The following is a 21,435-nucleotide window of genomic DNA, read 5'->3' on the forward strand; positions in this document are numbered from 1 at the left end:
GGAGTCGACTGGATGTACACCGGCATCGCCTCGATGCTGTCGGTGTGCATGATCGGTGGCGCCGGCGCGTACTTGCTGCACCGGGTGACGGCGGTGGTGCCGGATGCGATCGTATCGCTGCCCTTCCAGTCCGGGGGATGGCCGGAGGAACACGCGCTGTCGCGCTATCACGTGCGGTGGTACCTGGCGACGCTGGTCTTCCTTGCCTTCGATGTCGAGATGCTCTTCATGTATCCCTGGGCCGTCGTGGTGGTCGAAAAGGGATTCAGCGCGGTCGTCGAGATGTTCATGTTCCTCGCAGCGCTGATCGTCGCCGTCGTGTGGGCGTGGCGTGAGGGGGCGCTGCGGTGGTCTTGACCGAGCCGCTGGCGCGACTCGCCGTCCGCCGAACACATGTCCTACCTGTGGAGATCCCGGGTCACTGGCAGACGCGCGCCGCGCTGCAGCGCCAAACGCTCGCCCGCGGCTGGCGGACGGCGGTCACTCCGGCCGATGCCGACGTACTGGCGGTATGCGGGGTGCCGGGCCCTGAGATGAGTGCCGTGATCGATCTGGTCTGGGATCAGTTGCCGGGCCCGCGAGTTCGCATCGAGGTGGCCGACCGCGGTTCGGCAGATGACGCGCTGGACCGTGCCGCTGCCGAATTGCTCGACACCGCAGCACAAGTCGGCGACGCACGCAGCCGCCGTCAGCACCCCGACACCGGTGAGATGGACCACGGCGACATGGACCACGGCGACATGGACCACGGCGACATGGACCACGGCGACATGGACATGGCGCCGTCCGGTATCCAGCTGGCCGAGGGTGCAGAAGACCGCGACGGTCTGGAGATGGACGTGCTGCACCTGGGGTTGGGGCCGGTGCTTGCCCATTGGCCTGCCGGGATGAGGCTTCGGTGCGTCCTCAGCGGGGACGTGGTGACCGAGGCAACGGTCGCACTGCTGGACACCGAGCACCGTCCCGGAGCCGGGACCCCCGTCGTGGCCCGGCACTGTGACCACCTCGTCGACCTGCTCACGCTGGCAAGCTGGCCGCACGAGGCGGAGAGGGCACGCCGGTGCCGCGACCTGCTGCTCGACGATCCCCGCGACGAACGAGCACGAGAACAGGTCAAACGTTTGCAGCGCAGCGTGCGCCGTTCGAGGCTGCTTCGCTGGTCGCTGCGCGGGCTCGCGCCGCTGACCCCCGAACGGCTTGTCGCCGACCGGCTGCCGGCATCACTCGCGGGAGACACCTACGACCGGCTGCAGACGCGGCTGCAGGTCGTCGGCGAACTGCTGTCGAACCGGCTGACCGTCGACCCCCTGAACGTCGACCCGGCAGCACTCGCCGACGCCCTGCCCGGCATCGTCGTCGGCCTCGACGTCGCCGCCGTCCGACTGGTGGTCGCCGGTCTCGGTGTCGACACCGCGGTGCCTGCGCAGTTGGGCGCGCCGTGACCGGGGCGACGGTGGTGTCGGCGGCCTGGGCGCCGGTGGCTGCGGCGCTGTTGCTGCTGCTCGCGTACTACGCGGCAGCTCTCGACCGAGGGCGGGTGTCCGCACCGGTGGCTGAAACGGCGCGGCTGATGCGGCAGCGGCGCCGGGTGACGATCGAGGCGGATCGGCCGCTGTGGCGTCTCGGTGGCGGTGGCCTGCTGGTGGCCGCGTTGTTGATGATTACGGTGGTGCCGCTCGGGCAGTGGGTGCTGTTCGACCTCGATGTCGGGGTCGTGTGGTTCAACGCGATGGACGTGCTGGTCTGGGCTCTGGTGTGGCTCGCCGGGTGGGGGCCGAACTCGACACACTCGCTGATCGGGGGCTACCGCTTTCTCGCGCAGGGGCTCGGCTACGAGTTGCCGCTGATGTTCGCCCTGGTGGCTCCGGCGATCGCGGCGCAGAGCCTGCACGTCGGCACCGTCGCGGCCGCCCAGCAGGACCTGTGGTTCGTGGTCTGGATGCCTGTTGCATTTGCGGTGTATTGCCTTGGTGTGACTGGTTTTTCGGTGTGGGGTCCGCTGTCGGCCGCGGTGGGTGACGACATCGCCGGCGGGGTGGCAGCCGAACTGTCCGGCGTCGACCGGTTGCTGTTCGAGGTCGGCCGGTACGCCCTGCTGGCCGCGGGGGCGGCGTTCGCGGTCCCGCTGTTCCTCGGCGGCGGCGCCGGACCGCTGCTGCCGGGTTGGCTGTGGGTGCTCGTCAAGACCGTGGTGCTGCTGACGATTTTCGTCTGGTTTCGTAGTCGTCTTCCGGTGTTGCGGCCCGACAAGTTCATGGAGGTGGGATGGATGGTGCTGTTGCCACTGGTGCTGGCGCAGGATCTCGTCGTCGCCGTCATCGCCGTCTGGAGGGGCTGAGACCTTGATCACCGACATCGTGTTCTGGATCGCCGCGGCGGTGGCTGTCATCGCCGGGGCGGCAGTGTTCGCGGTCGACTCGATGGCCCGGGCCACCTACGCGCTGGCCGCGTCGTTCATCGCCGTCGGGGTTGTGGCGCTGTTGCTGCAGCAGAACTACGTCGGCGTCGTCATCATCCTGATGATGGTCATGGAGATGGCGGTGATGGCCGTCTACATGGTCATGTTCATGGGGATGAACCCGGCGTTGATGCCGATGAGCATGGTCCACGGCAAACGCATGTCGCTGGCCCTCTCGGTCGGGCTGTTCCTGCTGCTGAGCGCCGGGATCCTGCTGGTCGACTGGCCGGGCCGCCGCGGGGCGCCGCCACCGGACGTCACGGTCGCGCTCGGGGAGGAGCTCATGGGCCCCAAGATGCTGGCGATGATCGTGATCAGCCCGGTGATGGTGGCCACCATCGTCGGGGCCGTGGTGCTGGCGGCGCACCGGGGACGCTACGACCGGTTCGGTGGCAGCCTCGACCAACGGCCGCCGCGGGATCCGCAGCCGGGGGGAGTCGGGCGATGATCCTGCAGACGCTGCTGCTGGTGGCCGCCGCGCTGTTCTGCGTCGGCCTGTACGGCGCGCTGTCCCAGCAGGTCGTGGTCATGGTGATGATGGGCCTGGAGCTGATGATCAACGCCGTGATCCTCGCCGCCGCGGGCCTGTGGTGGTTTCTGGCACCCGCGCCGACGGGTCAGGTGCTGCTGATGGTGATCATCGCCGCGATGACGGTGGAGATGGCGATGGGATTCGCCGTCGCGACGCTGCTGCACCGTGATCGTCAGGCCGATATGACCGACATGGCCACGGATCTGTCGGGATAACCCGGTGCTCACCGTTCCCGACCTGTCGCTGTGGGCACTGGTGTGTCTGCCTGCGCTCGCCGGCGTCGCGCTGCTGCTGTGCCGCGCAGGCGTGCGCACCGCCGCGGTGGTGTCGATCGGTGTGTCGGCCGTGGTGGTCGCGCTGTCGGTGGTGGTCGCCGTGACCCGGCCCGCGGTCGGTGTGGCGTTCCTCGCGGGAACGGACTTCGCGCTGGCCGTCGACGGCCTGTCGGGCACAATGGTGCCCGCGGTGGCCGTGATCACGCTGCTGGTGCTGATGTTCGCGGTGGGTGAGCGTTCGGTGGCCGGCCACCGGTTCCACGGGTACATGCTGGTGTTCGCCGCCGCGGCGATGCTGACCGCCACCGCGACCACCCTGCCGGCGCTGCTGCTCGCGTGGGAGGTGATGGGCGCGGCGTCCTACGCGCTGATCGGCTACCGGTGGCAGGACGACCATCGCGTCTTGGCGGGGCTGACCGCGTTCCTGACCACCCGCACCGCGGACCTGGGCCTTTACCTCGCCGCCGGCGCTGCGCTGGCCGGAGGTGCCGGGCTCGCGCTGGGCGACCTGGCCGAGTCGCCACCGGGCTGGCGGCACGTGATCGCGGCTGGTGTGCTGGTCGCCGCGCTCGGCAAGGCGGCGCAACTTCCGTTCTCGTTCTGGCTCGCGCGGGCGATGGAAGGTCCCAGCCCGGTGAGCGCCCTGCTGCACTCGGCGGCGATGGTGGCGATGGGGGCTTACCTGCTGCTGCGGGTGTCGCCGTTGCTCGGGGCCACCGGCTGGGCCGCGACCGCGACGGTGTGGCTCGGCGCGGTGACCGCGGTGGCGCTGGGCCTGGTGGCCGTCGCGCAGCGCGACCTCAAGCAGTTGCTGGCGGCATCCACGTCGGCGCAGCTGGGCTTCGTGGTGATGGCGGCCGGGCTGGGCGCGGTCGGTGGCGGGGCCGCTCAACTCGTCGCGCACGCCTTCACCAAGGCCGGGTTGTTCCTCGCCGCCGGGGCGTGGCTGACACTGCTCGGCAGCAAGAACCTCGACGACCTCCGCGGGGCGGCCCGGCGATGGCGGGTCGTCGGCGTCGCGGCGACGGTGTCGGCGCTCGCGCTGGCCGGTGTCGCGCCGCTGTCGCTGTGGGCGACCAAGGACGCGGTGCTGGCCGTCGCGCTCGAACACTCGGCGTGGTGGTACGCGGCGGGCCTGCTGGCCACCGCACTGTCCGCCGGCTACGCCGGCAAGATCCTGCTCGTCCTCTGGCGGCCGGCAGCCGACCGCCAAGCCGCTGGTGCGGCGCCCGGTGCTCTGGAGCAGATACCGCTGGTCGTGCTGGCGATCGGCGCGGCGGGCGCCGGTGTGCTCGCCCTGCCGCCGTGGGGCATCACCGCGAGCGCGCCGGTGACCGAGCTGGCTGCTTCGGCGGTGCTGGCCGGCGTGGTGGTGCTGGCGGTGTGGCGCTGGGGTGTCCCCGAGCCGAGGTGGGCGCTGGCCTGGTTCGGACTCGAGCGGGCCGCCCAGAAGGTGATCGCGGCACCGGTGCTGCGGCTGGCCGACAGCCTCGCCCGGTTCGACGACCGGGTGCTCGACCGGTCGGTGTCCACCGCCGCGCTAGCGGTGATGCGGGTGTCCGTGCAGGCGGCCCGTTTCGACGACCACGTCCTCGACGGCGCCGTCGAGGCGACGGCCACCATGTCGCGCTCGGTCGCCGACCGGCTCGACCGCGCCGACCACCGCGGCGTCGACGGTGTGGTCGAGGCGTCGGCGGCACTCACCCGGCGGCTGGGCGAACTGGCCCGCAGACCGCAGACCGGTCAACTGCACCAGTACTACATGGCCGCCGCGGTCATGATCGTCGTCGCCGTCGTCCTACTGCTCACGTGAGGTGAATGTGCTCAGTCTGATCGTGTTCCTGCCGGTGGCCGCGGCCCTGGTGCTGCTCGCGGTGCCGGCGCTGACCGACGCAGCGGTGCGCTGGTCGTGGGTGGCGGTCACCGCGGTCGAGGTCGGGCTGGTCGCGGCGGTGTGGCTGCGCTATGACACCCCCCCGCCGAACACCCTGGCGTTCGACGAGCAGGTGCCGTGGATCCCCGGCGTCAACAGCAGCTACCACGTCGGCGTCGACGGCCTGTCACTTCCGCTGGTCGCGATGACCACGGTGATCTTCCTGGCGTGCGCGCTCTACAGCCTGCGCGACACTGACCGCCCGCGCACCCAGGCGGCCCTGTTCCTGTTCCTGCAGACGGTGAGCCTCGGGTTGTTCGTCGCCGCCGACCTCATCCTGTTCTTCGTCTTCTTCGACCTGTCGATCGTCGCGATGTACTTCGTCATCGCCGGCTGGGGCCACGGAGATGCGGGCCGGTCGGCGCTCAAGTTCTTCCTGTACACCTTTCTCGGGTCGCTGGCGCTGCTGGTCGGCTTCATCGGCCTCTACGTCGGTGCCGAACCGCACACCTTCGACATGGTCGAGCTGGCCGCGGTGACGCCGCTGGCCGGCCGGCCGGTGGCCGGCGGGCTGGTGCTGGCCGCGGTGCTGATCGGGCTGCTGATCAAGACGCCGACGTTCCCGTTCCACACCTGGCTGCCGCCCGCACACACCGACGCCCCGGCGATCGGCTCCGCGGTGCTGGCCGGGGTGCTGCTGAAGATGGGGACATACGGATTCGTGCGCATCGCGATGCCGATGCTGCCGCAGGCCTGGCGGGACTGGGCGTGGGTGATCATCGCCATCGGCCTGGTGTCGGTGTTGTACGGCGCGCTGGTCGCACTCGCCCAGCAGGACCTCAAGCGGATGATCGCCTACACCTCGGTCAACCACATGGGTTATGTGGTGCTCGCCGTCGGCGCCGCGGGTGTGACCGCGACCGGCACCGCCCAGGCCCGCGACATCGCAGTCACCGGCGCGGTGACCCAGATGGTGAGCCACGGATTGATCACGGCTGCGCTGTTCCTGCTGGCGGGGGTGTTCTACACCCGCACCGGTAGCTACCGGATGGCCGACTACGGCGGCCTGGCCGGTCCCGCACCCAAACTCGCCGCGCTGTTCGCGGTCGGGGCCTTCGCCTCGCTGGGGTTGCCGGGCTTCTCCGGGTTCATCGCCGAGTTCCAGATCTTCACCGGCAGCATCGCCGTCGCGCCCGTCACCGCCGTCGCGCTGCCAGGCATCCTGATCACCGCCGCGCTGTTCCTGCGGGCCTTCCAGCGGCTGTTCACCGGTTCCACCGCAGGCCTGTCGGAAGGCTTCACCGACCTTCGCCGTTTCGAGATGTGGCCGCCCGCAACGCTGTTGGCCCTATCGGTGGTGATCGGTCTGCTGCCCCGGGTGCTGCTCGACACGATCGAGCCGGCTGCGCAGACACTCGTCACACTCATCGGGCGGTAGGCGGGTGCCCTCCCACACCGGGATGCAGCTGCTGCTGATGCTGCCGGAGATCCTGGTCTTCAGTGCCGGGCTGGCCGTGCTCCTCGGCGGGTCGTTTCTGGCCCGGCAGCGTCAGTGGTGGGGCAGGGTGCTGGCGGCGACGGCGCTGACCGCCGCAGCCGCCGTGGCCGCGGTACAGCTGTCCGGGCCGGACGCCGCGGCGTTCGACGGCACCTTCGCCGTGGACACCCCGACCGGGGTGGCGCGGATCGTGGCCGTGCTCGGCGCCCTGCTGGTGCTCGCCGTGTCCGGCGACGAGATCGCGGGATCACCGCGCGAGAGCGAGACTTACGCGCTGCTGCTGTTCGCCACCAGCGGCGTGCTGGTGCTGGCCGGTGCGGCCGACCTGATGGTGCTGGCCGCCGGCTACCTGCTGGCCAGCATCCCGCTGTACGCGCTGATCGGCATGGCCCGCTCGCCGCAGGCCGCGGAGGCCGCGATGAAGACCTATCTGCTCGGTGCGCTGTTCGGCATCCTGCTGCTGCTCGGGGTCACGCTGCTCTACGGCGTGACCGGCAGCACCTGGTACCCCGAGATGGCGACCGAACTGGCCGGAGCCCCCGCCGCCGTCGTGGCTGCCGGGTCGGTCGGGGTCCTGGGCGGGTTGCTGTTCAAGGCCGGCGGGGTGCCCGCCCACTTCTGGGTGCCCGATGCCTCGCAGGCCACCACCGGCACTGCAGCGCTGTTCCTCACCACGGTGCCGAAGGTCGGCGCGGTGGTGGCGATCTTCCGGCTGGTGCTGACGTTGCCCGACACCGTCGACTGGGCGTTGCTGATCGCGGTGCTGGCGGTGGCGAGCATGACGCTGGGCAACCTGGCCGCGTTCTGGCAGACCGACCCGCGGCGGCTGCTGGGCTGGTCGACCGTCAGCCAGGTGGGTTACCTGCTGGTGCCGGTCGCGGTCGCCGGCCGCGCCGAACTGGCGCAACCCGCGCTGCTGTTCTACCTGGCCGCCTACACGCTGACCAACAGCGCCGCGTTCGCGGTTTCGACCGCCCTGCCCCGGCTACGTGACCTGCAGGCCTACCGCGGGCTGATGCGGTCGCGGCCGTGGATCGCCGTGGCCCTGATCGTCGCGCTGCTCGGACTGGTCGGAACCCCGCCGACCGCGGTGTTCATCGGCAAGCTCACCACTACCGCGGCCGCGTGGGAGGGGGACGCGGCCTGGCTTGTCGTGGCCGTGTTCGTCAACACCGTGGTGAGCCTGTTCTATTACCTGCGCTGGATCATCCCGGCGGTCCAGCGTCCCGACGCGGATCCCGGGGATGACGTGTTCACCGCGTACCGCTGGTCGGCCGGTGCGGCCGTGGTGGCCGCCGGACTCAGCCTGGCGCTGGGTGTGGCCGCGGGCCTGGCATGGCCGGTGCTGGCGGGGTGAGGGTTCAGGTCCACGAATATTCGGCACGCAGGCGGGCGGCGACGATGTCGAACACCTCGCGCTCCAGAATGGCACCCTCGCGTCTGATGCCTTCTTCGGGGACGTCGAGCACCCGGTCCAGGCGCACCCAGCTCACCCGGCCGTCATGGTCCCAGTTGCCTGCGCCGATGCTGGCCCAGTTCGGGTCGTCGCGGTGGTGGTCCTGGCTGGACAGCATCAGACCCAGCAGCACGCGGCGGTCGCGGCCGACGACCAGCACGGGCCGGTCCTTGCCCCTGCTCGGGTCGTCCTCGTAGACCACCCACGTCCACACCACCTCGCCCGGGTCGGCACGGCCGTCGAGGTCGGGCGCATAGACGACCTTGCGGGCACGGTGTGCGGTCGGGACGAAGTTGCTCGACACCGGCCGGCCGGCGGGCAGCGCGGGCGTCGGGTTCTCGACCGTGCCGGCGAGGGCGTCCAGCCCGATCTTGATGCCCTGCTGGATGCCGCGCGCGACGGTGTCGGATCTCTGCAGCTGACGGACGAGTTTTGGGGCCTCGTTGAACACGAGGTTCTCGGTGTTCTTCAGTACGAAGCGTTGGAACGTCTTCAGATACGACGCCATGACCGCCAATCATAGGCGCACCCCGACAGACTCGATTGTGTCGAGAGGCCCTGCGCTCGATACTCTGGACGGGCTTATCTCGGCTGATCAGATGCCGACTTGACCGCGCTCACCAGGAGATTCCCATCAGCAGCTTCGCCGACAAGACCTTCACTGCGCCGGCGCAGATTCGGAACTTCTGCATCATCGCCCACATCGATCACGGCAAGTCAACGCTGGCCGACAGGATGCTGGGCATCACCGGCGTCGTCGCCGACCGCGACATGCGGGCGCAGTACCTCGACCGGATGGACATCGAGCGGGAGCGCGGCATCACCATCAAGGCGCAGAACGTGCGGTTGCCGTGGGAGATCGAAGACGGCGAGCACCAGGGAAAATATGTGCTGCACCTGATCGACACGCCGGGTCACGTCGACTTCACCTACGAGGTGTCGCGCGCGCTGGAGGCGTGCGAGGGCGCGGTGCTGCTGGTCGACGCGGCGCAGGGGATCGAGGCGCAGACACTGGCCAACCTGTACCTGGCGCTGGACCGCGACCTGACGATCATCCCGGTGCTGAACAAGATCGACCTGCCCGCCGCAGATCCGGACCGCTACGCGGGCGAGATCGCCCACATCATCGGATGCGAACCCGACGACGTGCTGCGGGTGTCGGGCAAGACCGGTGTGGGGGTGCGCGAGCTGCTCGACGAGGTGGTCCGGTTGATCCCGGCGCCGGTCGGCGACGCCGAAGCCCCCGCGAGGGCGATGATCTTCGACTCGGTCTACGACATCTACCGGGGCGTGGTGACCTATGTCCGCGTGGTGGACGGCAAGCTCACCCCGCGCGAGAAGATCAAGATGATGTCGACCGGCACCACCCACGAACTGCTCGAGGTGGGCATCGTCTCGCCCGAGCCGAAGGCGACCGAGGGCCTCGGCGTCGGCGAGGTGGGCTATCTGATCACCGGGGTCAAGGACGTCCGCCAGTCGAAGGTCGGCGACACCGTCACGACGGCGCGGCACGGCGCCACCGAGGCGTTGACGGGCTATCGCGAGCCCAAGCCGATGGTCTACTCGGGTCTCTACCCGGTCGACGGATCCGACTACCCGAACCTGCGGGATGCGCTGGAACGGCTCCAGCTCAACGACGCCGCACTCACCTGGGAGCCGGAGACTTCGGTCGCGCTCGGGTTCGGCTTCCGGTGCGGGTTCCTGGGGCTGCTGCACATGGAGATCACCCGCGAGCGCCTGGAACGCGAGTTCGACCTCGATCTCATCTCGACCTCACCCAACGTCGTGTACCGAGTGGTGAAAGACGACGCCACCGAGATGGTGGTGACCAACCCGTCCGACTGGCCGGAGGGCAAGGTCGGCGCCGTGTTGGAGCCGGTGGTGAAGACGACGATCATCGCCCCGAGCGAGTTCATCGGCACGATCATGGAGCTGTGCCAGTCGCGGCGCGGCGAGCTGGGCGGCATGGACTACCTGTCGCCCGAGCGGGTCGAACTGCGGTACACGATGCCGCTGGGCGAGATCATCTTCGACTTCTTCGACTCGTTGAAGTCGCGCACCCGCGGTTACGCCAGCCTGGACTACGAAGAGGCCGGCGAACAGCAGGCCGACCTCGTCAAGGTCGACATCCTGCTGCAGGGGGAGGCCGTCGACGCGTTCAGCGCCATCGTGCACAAGGACTCCGCGGCCGCCTACGGCAACAAGATGACCACCAAGCTCAAGGAACTCATCCCGCGTCAGCAGTTCGAGGTACCGGTGCAGGCCGCGATCGGCTCGAGAATCATTGCGCGCGAAAACATCCGGGCGATCCGCAAAGATGTTCTCTCCAAGTGCTACGGGGGCGATATCACCCGCAAGCGCAAGCTGCTGGAGAAGCAGAAGGAAGGCAAGAAGCGGATGAAGACCATCGGCCGGGTCGAGGTGCCGCAGGAGGCGTTCGTCGCGGCGCTGTCGTCGGACGCCGCCTCGGACAAGTCCAGCAAGAAGTAGCCAGCCGGAAGCAGGCTGACCGAACCGGTCGCGGATCGGCGCGTGGCGTGCTGAAGTGGTACGGGATCAACACCTTCGGCAGGAGGCGCAGTGTCGAACAACCGCGCGGTGCGAATCGCCGTCGTGCTCGGCGCGTGCGTCGCGCTGGCCGCCTGTGCGGGCGCGCCGGTCGACGAGCGGCCCGTCGTCCGCATCGTCGAGGCCGCCCAGCCCTCGCCTGCCATTCCTCTCGGCCGGTTCCTGCCGAGCGCCCAGGAGCTTTCGGCGACGTTGGGCACCGGCCCCCACGGCTTCCTCGGCCAACTCGTCGAAGGTGACGCAGACATGCTTCTGCGCACCGTCGGCGACGCCCAGGCGACACCGCACGATTGTGTGGGCACCGCCTACCGGCTGCAGAAGATCGTGTACGACGCGACCCCGGTCCGGTCGGTGGCCAGCAGTTCCTGGGCCGGTGGCGAGTTCGACGGTCCTCCCGTCTCGGGTTTCTTCGGCGTCGTGCAGATGGAAAGTACCGCAGACGCCGACGAGTTCTTCGCGGCAACGACGGATGACTGGCGGCGCTGCAACGGCCAGACGGTGGTGCTGCAGCAACCCGGACTCGGTGCCGACGAGGTGAGCAGGATCTCCGACGTCGGATTCGACCGGCGGGTGGTCTCGGCCAGCGTGCTGCACGCCTCGGCCGGTTCCGCGTCGGCGCCGGGGATGCGAGCCCTCGGCGTCGTCGGCGACTGCATCGTCGACGTCGAACTCTCCGACCCCCGCGCGGGGGGTGGGGCGTCGCCCGCCATCGGTGTCGCGAAGTTGATCCTGGACAAGATCGCTGCGCAGCGCTGACTTCCGCCGCTATGGCCGGGGGTAAGGGACAATGACGCGGTGAATCCCGTCCTCGCGGCGCGCCGCTCCGGTGTCGTCTGCACGCTGCTCGCGGTGTCCGTGGTGCTGTCGGGGTGCGTCAGCACTGTGCAGGGGACGGCGACGCGCCAGAGTCAGGGCGCGAGCCCGCGGGACGTCCCGCCGCTCGACGAGGCGAAGCTGGACCGCGTCCTGCTGACCATCGGCGAGCTCAACGGCATCGTCGGGTCGACGCAGATGGAAGTCACCAGTGAACTCGACGAGATGACCGACCACTCCGCGGACGTGTCCGATCCCGACTGCCTCGGCGCGGTCTACGGCGCCGAGGAACCGGTGTACGCCGGCACGGACTGGACCGCGGTGCGCGACCAGGTGGCGCGCGAACCCGACGACGACAACGACCACTGGGTCGAGCAGACGGCGGTGCTGTACCCCGCGGCCGAGAACGCCCGGCGGTTCTTCGACGACTCGACGGCCATCTGGCAGGACTGCGCCAACAACGCCGTCGGTGTGGGAGAGGGCGACTACCTCTGGGAACTCGACGACGTCGAGGTCAGCGACACGATGATCACCCAGATGACCACACAGGAAGGCGCCGCCGGCTGGGCCTGCCAGCACGCCCTGTCGCTGGTGTCCAACCTGACCGTCGAGGCCTGGGCGTGCGGCTACAGCATCACCGACGAGGCCGCCGAGATCGCCGACGCGATGATCGAGAACGCCGCCGCGAAGTAGCCGAAGGAGCGATCCGCTCAGACGGGGGCGTTGGCCGGCTGGAAGTTCCCGGAGCTGTCGGCTTCCTCCTCGGCGCGGATCACGTGCACCACGGCGTTGATCAGAGCCAGGTGGGTGAACGCCTGCGGGAAGTTGCCGAGGTGCCGTCCGGTCCGCGGCTCGATCTCCTCTGCATACAGGTGCAGCGGGCTCGCGAACGACAGCAGCCGCTCGCACAGGTGCCTGGCCCGGTGGATCTCCCCGATCTCGACCAGCGCCGACACCAGCCAGAACGAACAGATCGTGAACGTGCCTTCCTCGCCGGACAGGCCGTCGTCGGTCTCCTCGACCCGGTAGCGCAGGACCAGACCTTCTTCGGTCAGCTCATCGGCGATGGCGAGCACCGTCGCGCGGATCCGCGGATCGTCGGGCGGCAGGAACCGGGTCAGCACCGCCAGCAGCAGAGAGGCATCCAGTGCGTCGTCGCCGTAGCGCTGGGTGAGCACGCCTCGGGAATCGACACCGTGCTCGAGGATGTCGGCCTTGATCTCCTCGGCGATCACCCGCCACTGCTGCGCGTAGGACTTCTCACCCTCCAACTCGGCGAGCTTGGCGCCGCGGTCGAGCGCCACCCAGCACATGATCTTGCTCGACGTGAAGTGCTGCGGCTCGCCGCGCACCTCCCAGATGCCGCGGTCGGGCTCGCGCCAATGCTTGATCGCCTCCTCGACCTGTTCCTTGAGCACCGGCCAGAGTGTTTCGGGGATCTGCTCGCGCGACTTGGTGTGGAGATACACCGAGTCGAGCATCGTGCCCCAGATGTCGTGCTGCATCTGGTTGTAGGCTCCGTTGCCGATGCGCACCGGGCGGGCGTGGTCGTACCCCGACAGGTGGTGCAGCTCCTCTTCGACGAGGCTGCGCTCCCCACCCACCCCGTACATGACCTGCAGCGGGTGCCGCTCGCCGTTGTTGGCGCCGGAGACGTCGGCGATGAACGCGAAGAAGTCGTCGGCCTCGCGGTCCAGGCCCAAGGTGTAAAGACCCCACAGCGCGAAGGTCGAGTCACGGACCCACGCATACCGGTAGTCCCAGTTGCGCTCGCCCTGGGGCGTCTCCGGCAGCGACGTCGTCGGCGCGGCCAGCAGCGCGCCGGTCGGGGAGTACGTCAGGCCCTTGAGGGTCAGGGCGCTGCGCTGCAGGTAGGACCGCCACGGGTGGTCGGGGAAGTCGCCCACGTTGATCCACTGGCGCCAGCATTCGCTGGTCGTCCACATCTTGTCGGCGGCCTCTTGGTAGTTCTGCGGCGCCGGGTGCCCCGACCAGCTCAGCGCGACGAAGACGTTGTCGCCTTCCTTCAAACGGGTCCGCGCGCGGGCCTCGCGGCCCTCGAGCCCGATCCGCAGGCTGGTGGTCAGCCGCAGGGTGGGGTGCGAGTCCGGGTTCTTGGTCGCCCGCGCGATCGCCTCGCCGTAGGCCTGCGCGGAGTACTCCCAGCTGGCGGTGTTGCGGTGGTAGTCGAACGACGGTTCGCAGCTCATCACCAACTCGACGGTGCCGCTCACGCACCGGACGGTGCGCAGCAGGATGTGCTCGGCGTCCCAGTCCATCGGGGTGCGGCGGTGGGTCCGCGACCGGGTCTCGAGGTCGTGCCACGGACCCATCACCAGCGCATCTCGCACGATCACCCAGCCCGTGTGGGTCTGCCAGGTGGTCTCCAGGATCAGGCTGCCCGGCAGGTAACGCCGCGCGGCGGGCACCGACACCCCGTAGGGGCCCAGCCGGAAGTGACCGGCGCCGCGGTCCAGGATCGCGCCGAACACGCTGGGAGAGTCCGGCCGCGGCACGCACAGCCACTCGATCGAGCCGGCCGACGAGATCAGGCAGGTGTTCTCGCAGTCGGACAGAAAGGCGTAGTCCGCGATGGGTGGGAACGGGTTTCGCAACGTCCCGCCCGCGTAGTAAGGCACCTGGGCGGCGGCGGCAAAGGCAGATTCGCCGGCGAGCGGCCCTCCGTCGGATGCCGCGGTGTGCTGCAGAACCATGGGCACATCATCGACTGCGGGCCACCCCGGCGTCTACCTGAACACCCCGTGCCGTTCATGGTCGCCGGGCGCATAGGCTGACCGAATGGGCGGCTTCCTCAGTTGGTGGGACGGGGTGGAACTGTGGCTGTCCGGGTTGTCGTTCATCGCCCAGACCGCCGTGGTGATGCCGATCGTGCTCACCCTGGCCTACGGCACGGCCATCCTGCTCGACGGTGTCCTGGGCAACGGCATCCGGATACTGCACCGGGTACGGCCGCCGAAAGGCGGCGGGCCCGCCGAGTCCGAGCGGCGCGACGCATGAGCGGTATGCCGCGCTCACGGGTGACGTTGACGCTGATCGCGTTGATCGTGCTGGTCGTCGTCATGTGGTTGTTGACCCGGTGATCGGCGGCCATTTTGCTAGGCTTCCCGCCATGCAGACGGCGTCCGGTAACAAGAGCGGCCACATCGCCGCGGGTTCGAGCGCCGTCGGCGATGTCTGTTGTTGTCGCTGACTCCTCATCCGTTCGCGGTCTGGTGTCGGGGGCGACTGTGGGATCCCTGCCTGCAGTAGAACTTTCGGCTGCCCCACCCCTTTCCGAAACTGATGCATCATCTCCGAGAATCCGAATCCGGGAAGGTCATCAATGCACACAATCGTCAAATCCACATCCCGGTGGCGCACCGCCGCAGCACTTGTCGTGTCGGCAACCGTTCTCGCCGCTTGCGGCGGCGGGGCCAGCGATGTGGTGGGTGAGGGCGACGGCGGGCCGAACGCCGAAACCACGCTCACGCTGGTAGCTTTCGCCGTTCCCGAACCCGGATGGTCCGAGGTGATCCCGGCGTTCGCGGCCACCGAGGAGGGCAGAGATGTTGCGGTCACCGGCTCGTACGGGGCCTCCGGTGACCAGTCGCGGGACGTCGAGTCGGGCGAGCCCGCCGACGTGGTGAACTTATCCGTCGAGCCCGACATCGCCCGGCTCGTCCAGGCCGGCAAGGTCAGCGAGGACTGGAATACGGGAGCCACCAAGGGAATTCCGTTCGGCTCGGTGGTCAGCTTCGCGGTCCGCCCCGGCAACCCGCAGAACATCCGTGACTGGAACGACCTGCTGCGGCCGGGCGTCGAGGTCATCACGCCCAGCCCGCTGAGCTCGGGCGCGGCCAAATGGAACCTGCTCGCGCCCTACGCCTGGGCCAGCAACGGCGGACAGAACCCGGAGGCAGGCATCGAGTTCGTCACCGAGCTGGTGACCGAGCACGTCAAGTTGCGCCCCGGCTCGGGTCGTGAGGCCACCGACGTGTTCGAACAGGGCAGCGGTGATGTGCTGCTGACCTATGAGAACGAGGCGCTCAACTTCGATCTCGAGCATGTGAACCCGCCGCAGACGTTCAAGATCGAGAACCCGGTGGCGGTGGTGAACACCAGCCAGCACCTGGACAAGGCGGTGGAGTTCGTGAACTTCCAGTTCACCCCGGAGGCGCAGAAACTGTGGGCCGAGGCCAACTTCCGGCCGGTCGACCCGGCCGTGCTCGCCGAGTTCGCCGGCAAGTTCCCCGCACCGGAGAAGCTGTGGACGATCGACGACCTCGGCGGGTGGGAGAAGGTCGACCCGGAGCTGTTCGACAAGAAGAACGGCACGATCACCAAGATCTACAAGCAGGCGACTGGATGACCGCTTCCTTCGGGGTGGTCGACTCCACGTCCGAGGGGATCCGGCTCTACGGGCCCAGCGTCAGAAGCTACCCGCGGGTTATCGAGTCGCCGCTGACAGCAATGGGTTTCGTGTCCAGGGCGCGGTCGGCGGGGCCCGTGGCCACCGTCCCGTCCAGGTTGAAGGTGCTGCCGTGGCACGGGCAGCGAATCAGCGCGCCGATCACTTCGGACACCGCGCATCCGGCGTGCGGGCACACCGACGAGAAGCAGCGGAACTCGCCCGCCGCGGGTTGGGTGAGCACGACATCGCCGACGATCACACCGGACCCGACCGGTACGTCGGCGGTTTGGGCGATGGCCTCGGCCGGAGCCCCCGTGTCCGACTGGCCGGAAGGGCTGGAAGGGCTGGACGGGCTGGGAGGGGCTGGCTTGCCGTAGGTGGCGCAGCCCGCGACCGTGGACGCGGCGAGGGTGATCCCGGTGCCGAAGAGGGCGTGCCTGCGGGAGACGGACATGGGTGAACCTGCTTTCAGAAGGTCTTTCAGAAGGTCTTTCAGAAGGTGACGCCGGTGGTCTGGAAGAACCACAGCGCCGAGGTGAGCCAGACGTAGACGAGCACGAAGAACAGCACCCCACCGGCGATCGGAATCACCCAGGGACGCGTGCTTCTGCCGGTGAGCAGCATCATCTTGGTGACGAAGACGCCGTAGAAGAAGCAACCGAAAAGCGAGTGGAAGAACACGCGGGAATCCGAGGACGAGAAGCCCAGCGCGTACAGGCAGTGCACCGCGACGGGCACGCTGGCCAGCACGGCGAGCCGGCCGGACCAGACGTGGGCGGACCCGATCCACCGGGGTGCCCGGCCTCCAGGGGTCAACCGGTACATGACGAACGCCGAGGCCAGTTGGAAGAGCGCCAACGCCAGCGCCAGCGTCGCGAGCCAGGACTTCACCGCGGTGCCGCTGGAGAATCCGGCGATACTCACCGAAAAGAACTGCGGCTGATGAACTTTGCCGAACACCCCGAGTGCGACGGCCACCGCCGCCCCGACCGCGACGGGCACCAGGACCGCCGCGGTCGCTCGCCGTGAGACGGGCACCGGCCGGGTGGGCGTTTCGGTCTCCGCCGCAGACTCAGAAGACATCGGTCTCACCCGGCGCAGCGGTGAAATCCCAGTGCTTCTCCCCGATCCACAGCCGGCCGACGACGGTGTCGCCCTGGTGCCGCGCGGTCAACCGGGCGGTCTTGTCGGCGCTCGCCAGCGTCACCACACCACCGGTGGCGCTGCCCGACAGCCAGGTTTCGATGCCGTAGTTGTCACAGGCGTATGCCCTGGCGGTGTCGCCGCTGACCCTGATCTGCAGGGCGAGGGGGCCGCTCTTGGTGGGAATCTCGGTGACGAAATCCTCGCGTGGACCGAACGGTGCGGCAGACGGTGGCGCAGCGGTGTCGGCCGCCGGGGCGGTGGCCTCCGGCGCCGGGGCGGTGGCTGCGGCGGGCTGCGGCGGCTGGGCCGGCTGTCGAGTCTGGTTGACGTTGGCCAGGAAATCCCGGCGCCCAGCGCGGCGACCGCGGCGAGGGTGGCGATAGGTCCTTTGATCAACATGTCGACGAGCATGCGCGCCGGTGAGGAACGGCGGCTTGGAGAATGTGTGGAGATCGCCTGGAGAAGTGTCGCAGACCGTGCGGCCGCAGCGGGGCTACGTCGCCGGCGCCGGCAGCAACCGGTGCAGAAGGTCGGTCAGTGTCAACAATCCGCGGCCCGAAGGCCCGTCGACGACGATCAGGTGGTTGCGGGTCTCACGCATGAGCCGCAGCGCCTCGTACACCGGTGTGTCCTCGGGGAGGGTGAGTACCGGCCGCATCAGGTCACGCGCGGTTCCCGAGCCGGACAGGCTGTCGCGGACGTGCACGACGCCGACGGTGGCGTCGCCGTCTCGGACCAGCAACCGCAGATGCCCGGTCGCCTCGGACGTCTCCTGGATCTGTGACGGTGTCGCCTCGACAGTCACGAAGCTGTACTCGGCGTCGCGGCGGGCCAGCTGTCCGACGGTGAGCGCCTCGAGTTCCAGCGCACTGGTCAGGTTGGCGTGATAGCGCTCGTCGAGAGTGCCGACCGTGGCCGAATGCTCCACGAGCTGACGCAGCGTGGCGGGATCCTGGCTGTCGGCCAGTTCGTCGACCGGAGTCACCCCCACGCGGCGCAGGCACCAGTTGGCGGCGTGGTTGAGGGTGCGCAGCAGCGGCCGGGTCAGGAACATGAAGCCGCGCATCGGCAGGGCCAACATCGTCGCCGAGCGCTCCGGATGCGCGATCGCCCACGACTTCGGGGCCATCTCGCCGATCACCAGGTGCAGGAAGGTGACGATCAGCAGAGCAAGCATGAAACCGCCGACGTCGGCTACCCAGGACGGGGCGCCCACACCGCTCAGCCACGGTGTGATCGCGTGGTGTACTGCGGGTTTGGTGATCGCGCCGAGCATCAGCGTGCACGCGGTGATGCCCAGCTGCGCCCCGGCCAGCAGCAGGGACAACTCGCTCGCGCTGCGCAACGCGGCGCGGGCGGAGGCGCTGGTGGCCGCTGCGTCTTCAAGGCGGCTGCGTCGCGCGGCGATCAAGGCGAACTCGACGGCCACGAAGAACGCACTCGAGCCGATGAGCACGGTGGTGATCAGAACAATCAACCACGGGTTACTCATCGTCGCTGCCCTCCTCGACCTCGACAGTGACGAACACCGACGCCGGGACACGACGCTCGATCGAGCGGATCTGCGCGATCAACCGACGCGTCGGCGCCGGTCCGTCACCGACCAGGTCCGCGACATCGGAGGGCAGTTCGATCTCCACGGTGTCGCCGACATCGGGCAGTCCGACGGCGTGCGCGATGAGCATGCCGGCGACCGTTTCGTAGTCACCGGGCGGCAGGGTCTGGTCGAGGGTGCGCTCGGCCTCGTCCAGGGGCAGGTCGCCGGAAAGTAACCAGCCCTCGCCGTCGGCCACCACATCGGCTCCGTGCTCCGCGTCGTGCTCGTCGTCGATCTCGCCGACGACTTCCTCGGCCAGATCCTCGATCGTGACGATCCCGGCGAAGCCGCCGTACTCGTCGATGACGATCGCCATCTCCTCATCAGCGTCGGCAAGAGTCTTGACCACATTGGGAAGAGGCAAGGTCTCCGGCACGACCACCGCGGGGCGGCATCGTGACGCGGCGGTGTCTGTCGGGGTCACCGACCCCAACAGATCGTGCAGGTGGATGACACCCACAACTTCGTCGGCGGTCGTTCCGATTTTTCCGGTGACGGGGTAGCGGGTATGGCCGGAGGCCATCCGCTCCAACACCTCCGACACGGTGGCGTCGGCGGTCAGCACGTCCACCCGAGAGCGCGGGATCATCGCATGTTCTGCGTTGCTGGTGGGGAAGTCCAGGATCCGGGCGAGCAGAGCGGACAGCTCCCGCGGGATGTCACCCGCGTCCCGCGAGGCGGCCACGATGTGCTCGAGATCCCGCGGCGTCGCAGAGTGCTCGACGTCGTGCACCGGTTCGATTCGAAGGAGGCGCAGTAGCAGATTGGAGGACTGATCGAAAAGCCAGATCAGCCAGCCGAACAGCTTCAGGTACAGAGTCGTCGACAAGGCAAGCCAGCGGGCCAGCGGTTCGGGCCGCGCGATCGCCAGGTTCTTCGGGAACAGCTCGCCGAAGACCATCTGCACCACCGTGGACACCGCGATCGCAACCAGTCCGCCGAACGCCACCGCCACCGCTGTCGGGATGCCCGCGCCGCCGAGCAGCACCTGCAGACCCTGCCCGATCAGCGGCTCGGCCACGTAGCCGACCAGCAGTCCGGTGACGGTGATGCCCAACTGCGCGCCGGACAGCATGAACGACGTGCGGCGCGTGACGGTCAGCGCGCGTGCGGAGGCGGCGTCGCCGGCCTCGGCGCGGGCCTTCAGCCGGGAGCGGTCCACCGCCATGTAGGCGAATTCCTGCGCGACGAAATATCCGGTCAGTGCGGTGATCGCCAGGACGACAAGGAAGCCGACGAGTATCCCGAGGGCGGCGGTCAGCACGAGACCGCCGTGGGTAAGTGGGGTGGCATCGAGTCCTTGGTTCGTCGGTGTATAGGTACCAACTGTACCGACGCTGTCAGGGTGCTGTTTCCGGCTAAGCGGCGGCGGCGCGGGTGGCCACGGCGGCGTCGAAGCGGTCGAGCACCGTCTCGGCGACCTGCCGATGGGCGCCGAGAGGCGCCGACATCGGAATGCTGTGTGTGCGTGCGAAAGTCGCCACGCGATCGGTGATGCGGCCGTGGGCCAGGAACCACGGGGCGACGACCAGCCGGGTGGCGCCGCGCTCACGCAACGCGTCGGCCGCGTCCGCCAACGTGGGGTGCGGGCCGGTCGCGAACGCGGTGGTGGCCGTCCACCGTGTCATCAGCGTCAACTCGTGTGCCACCTGCGCGGTGCGCGCGTTGGCCTGCGGTCGCGACGAGCCGACCGCCGTGACGAGCACTCCGACGCGGTGGTCCAGACGCGACACCCCGGCATGCTCGAGGCGCTGGCGCAGCACGTGGATCAACCGGTCGTCCTCACCGAGGACCCCGGCCTGGCGGACGTCGGCACCGGACTCGGCGATCATCGCGGGGATGTCGACCCGCGCGTGGTAGGCGTCGGCGAGAAGCAGTGGCGCCACCACCGCCTGCCCGTGGGGCACCGCCTGCAGCACGTCACGCAGGTTCGGGGAGTTCTGCTCGCAGAACGCAACTCGTGCGTCAAGTGTCGGCCGCAGCCGACGTATGCAGTCGACCACCGCCCGCACCGTCGCCGCCGATCGCGGATCGGCGCTGCCGTGCGCGGTCAGCACGAGTGTCACGAGGCGTGCAGCCCGCATTCAACCTTGTTCTGGCCCGCCCAGCGGCCGCTGCGCGGATCGGCGCCCTCGATCGGCTTGGCCGTGCAAGGTGCGCAACCGATCGACGGATAGCCCTCGAAGACAAGGGGATTGACCAGGACACCGTTGCTGTCGATGTAGGTCTGCATGTCCTCGTCGGACCATGCCGCCAGCGGGTTGATCTTCACCAGCCCGAAAGCCTTGTCCCAGCTGATCAACGGCGCGTTGGCTCGCGTCGGCGCCTCGACCCGGCGGATGCCGGTCACCCAGGCCGAGTAGCCGCGCAACGCCTTGGAAAGCGGCTCCACCTTGCGCATCCGGCAGCACTCGTTGGGCTGGCGCTCGAACAGGTTCTTGCCGTGGAGTGCGTCCTGTTCGGCCACGGTGTGCTCGGGCCGCACGTTGACGACGTTCACGTCGTAGACGGCCTCGACCGCGTCACGGGTGCCGATGGTCTCTGCGAAGTGATAGCCGGTGTCCAGGAACAGCACATCCACGCCTGGGCGGACCTTGGCAGCCAGATCCACCAACACCGCATCCTGCATGTTCGACGCCACGATGTAACCGGATCCAGCCGGCCCGCCGGCGTCGCCGAAGTTCTCGTCGGTCCACCGCAGCAGATCCTCGGCACTGGCGTCCTCGCCGAGTTCGGCCGCACCGCGTTCGGCCAGAGCCTGCAGGTCTGTCTCCGCCACCAAGTCCGTCACCTGATACTCCGCTCTTC

The 21,435-nt window shown here is 68.9% G+C and carries 22 protein-coding genes; 13 read left to right on the plus strand and 9 right to left on the minus strand.

The features are described 5' to 3' along the window. Positions 1-12: 12 nt before the first annotated feature. The 8 genes from H7I57_RS25765 to H7I57_RS25800 are packed head-to-tail and all read left to right on the plus strand — an operon-like array spanning position 13 to position 7,993. Positions 13-357, plus strand: a complete 345-nt coding sequence (locus tag H7I57_RS25765) for an NADH-quinone oxidoreductase subunit A (protein WP_264027027.1) — start codon at positions 13-15, stop codon at positions 355-357. Further along, positions 348-1,442 carry a hypothetical protein gene (locus H7I57_RS25770; protein WP_264027028.1) on the plus strand — a complete coding sequence of 365 codons (1,095 nt, stop codon included), beginning with the start codon at positions 348-350 and terminating at the stop codon, positions 1,440-1,442. Before H7I57_RS25765 ends, H7I57_RS25770 begins: the two co-directional genes overlap by 10 nt. Beyond that, the gene (locus H7I57_RS25775) at positions 1,439-2,338 is read left to right on the plus strand and encodes a complex I subunit 1 family protein (RefSeq protein WP_264027029.1); all 900 of its coding nucleotides are present in this window, start codon (positions 1,439-1,441) and stop codon (positions 2,336-2,338) included. Before H7I57_RS25770 ends, H7I57_RS25775 begins: the two co-directional genes overlap by 4 nt. A gap of 4 nt (positions 2,339-2,342) precedes the next feature. Beyond that, positions 2,343-2,906, plus strand: a complete 564-nt coding sequence (locus H7I57_RS25780) for an NADH-quinone oxidoreductase subunit J family protein (protein WP_264027030.1) — start codon at positions 2,343-2,345, stop codon at positions 2,904-2,906. After that, a complete protein-coding gene (locus H7I57_RS25785; protein WP_264027031.1) occupies positions 2,903-3,205 on the plus strand; it encodes an NADH-quinone oxidoreductase subunit NuoK in 303 nt (100 codons plus the stop codon). Before H7I57_RS25780 ends, H7I57_RS25785 begins: the two co-directional genes overlap by 4 nt. 4 nt (positions 3,206-3,209) lie before the next feature. Then, entirely contained in the window at positions 3,210-5,078 is a 1,869-nt protein-coding gene (locus H7I57_RS25790; RefSeq protein ID WP_264027032.1) for a proton-conducting transporter transmembrane domain-containing protein, read from the plus strand. A gap of 7 nt (positions 5,079-5,085) precedes the next feature. Then, on the plus strand, positions 5,086-6,576 hold the full coding sequence (locus H7I57_RS25795; RefSeq protein ID WP_264027034.1) for a complex I subunit 4 family protein: 1,491 nt from the start codon (positions 5,086-5,088) through the stop codon (positions 6,574-6,576). Positions 6,577-6,598: 22 nt separating this feature from the next. Then, positions 6,599-7,993: an NADH-quinone oxidoreductase subunit N gene (locus H7I57_RS25800; protein ID WP_264027175.1), complete on the plus strand. Its 1,395-nt coding sequence runs from the start codon at positions 6,599-6,601 to the stop codon at positions 7,991-7,993. A gap of 4 nt (positions 7,994-7,997) precedes the next feature. On the opposite strand, the gene H7I57_RS25805 is transcribed toward H7I57_RS25800, so the two are convergent. Then, entirely contained in the window at positions 7,998-8,600 is a 603-nt protein-coding gene (locus H7I57_RS25805) for a type II toxin-antitoxin system PemK/MazF family toxin (RefSeq protein WP_264027035.1), read from the minus strand. A 35-nt stretch (positions 8,601-8,635) separates the two neighbouring features. Here H7I57_RS25805 and lepA point away from each other — a divergent pair, with 35 nt between their 5' ends. From lepA to H7I57_RS25820, 3 genes are all read left to right on the plus strand, one after another. Then, on the plus strand, positions 8,636-10,582 hold the full coding sequence (gene lepA / locus H7I57_RS25810; protein WP_372510409.1) for a translation elongation factor 4: 1,947 nt from the start codon (positions 8,636-8,638) through the stop codon (positions 10,580-10,582). A gap of 90 nt (positions 10,583-10,672) precedes the next feature. After that, positions 10,673-11,416 carry a sensor domain-containing protein gene (locus H7I57_RS25815; RefSeq protein WP_264027037.1) on the plus strand — a complete coding sequence of 248 codons (744 nt, stop codon included), beginning with the start codon at positions 10,673-10,675 and terminating at the stop codon, positions 11,414-11,416. A gap of 39 nt (positions 11,417-11,455) precedes the next feature. Then, positions 11,456-12,166 (plus strand): sensor domain-containing protein, encoded by a 711-nt coding sequence (locus H7I57_RS25820; protein ID WP_264027039.1) that lies wholly within the window; start codon positions 11,456-11,458, stop codon positions 12,164-12,166. A gap of 17 nt (positions 12,167-12,183) precedes the next feature. On the opposite strand, the gene H7I57_RS25825 is transcribed toward H7I57_RS25820, so the two are convergent. Continuing rightward, positions 12,184-14,187, minus strand: coding sequence for a glycoside hydrolase family 15 protein (locus H7I57_RS25825; RefSeq protein WP_264027040.1), 2,004 nt, complete (start codon positions 14,185-14,187; stop codon positions 12,184-12,186). Between the two features lie 85 nt (positions 14,188-14,272). Between H7I57_RS25825 and H7I57_RS25830 the strand changes: the two genes are divergently transcribed. After that, a complete protein-coding gene (locus tag H7I57_RS25830) occupies positions 14,273-14,491 on the plus strand; it encodes a hypothetical protein (protein ID WP_264027042.1) in 219 nt (72 codons plus the stop codon). Positions 14,492-14,816: 325 nt separating this feature from the next. Next, positions 14,817-15,842, plus strand: a complete 1,026-nt coding sequence (locus tag H7I57_RS25835; RefSeq protein ID WP_264027043.1) for a sulfate ABC transporter substrate-binding protein — start codon at positions 14,817-14,819, stop codon at positions 15,840-15,842. 67 nt (positions 15,843-15,909) lie between these two features. Here the strand turns inward: H7I57_RS25835 and H7I57_RS25840 are convergent, their stop codons facing one another. The 7 genes from H7I57_RS25840 to H7I57_RS25870 form a co-directional block, all read right to left on the minus strand. After that, positions 15,910-16,338: a Rieske (2Fe-2S) protein gene (locus H7I57_RS25840; RefSeq protein ID WP_264027045.1), complete on the minus strand. Its 429-nt coding sequence runs from the start codon at positions 16,336-16,338 to the stop codon at positions 15,910-15,912. A gap of 38 nt (positions 16,339-16,376) precedes the next feature. Continuing rightward, positions 16,377-16,967, minus strand: coding sequence for a DUF6529 family protein (locus H7I57_RS25845; protein ID WP_264027047.1), 591 nt, complete (start codon positions 16,965-16,967; stop codon positions 16,377-16,379). Continuing rightward, complete coding sequence (locus H7I57_RS25850) at positions 16,957-17,091, minus strand: hypothetical protein (RefSeq protein ID WP_264027048.1); 135 nt, start codon at positions 17,089-17,091, stop codon at positions 16,957-16,959. The genes H7I57_RS25845 and H7I57_RS25850 overlap by 11 nt, the downstream gene beginning before the upstream one ends. Positions 17,092-17,523: 432 nt before the next feature. Continuing rightward, positions 17,524-18,522, minus strand: coding sequence for a hemolysin family protein (locus tag H7I57_RS25855; RefSeq protein WP_264027049.1), 999 nt, complete (start codon positions 18,520-18,522; stop codon positions 17,524-17,526). Further along, complete coding sequence (locus tag H7I57_RS25860) at positions 18,515-19,891, minus strand: hemolysin family protein (RefSeq protein WP_264027050.1); 1,377 nt, start codon at positions 19,889-19,891, stop codon at positions 18,515-18,517. The genes H7I57_RS25855 and H7I57_RS25860 overlap by 8 nt, the downstream gene beginning before the upstream one ends. Positions 19,892-19,985: 94 nt before the next feature. Then, entirely contained in the window at positions 19,986-20,693 is a 708-nt protein-coding gene (locus tag H7I57_RS25865) for a sirohydrochlorin chelatase (protein ID WP_264027051.1), read from the minus strand. Further along, entirely contained in the window at positions 20,690-21,418 is a 729-nt protein-coding gene (locus H7I57_RS25870) for a phosphoadenylyl-sulfate reductase (protein WP_264027053.1), read from the minus strand. Before H7I57_RS25870 ends, H7I57_RS25865 begins: the two co-directional genes overlap by 4 nt. Positions 21,419-21,435: the final 17 nt, after the last annotated feature.

It is taken from the genome of Mycolicibacterium pyrenivorans, from assembly GCF_025821625.1.
Lineage (GTDB): Bacteria > Actinomycetota > Actinomycetes > Mycobacteriales > Mycobacteriaceae > Mycobacterium > Mycobacterium pyrenivorans.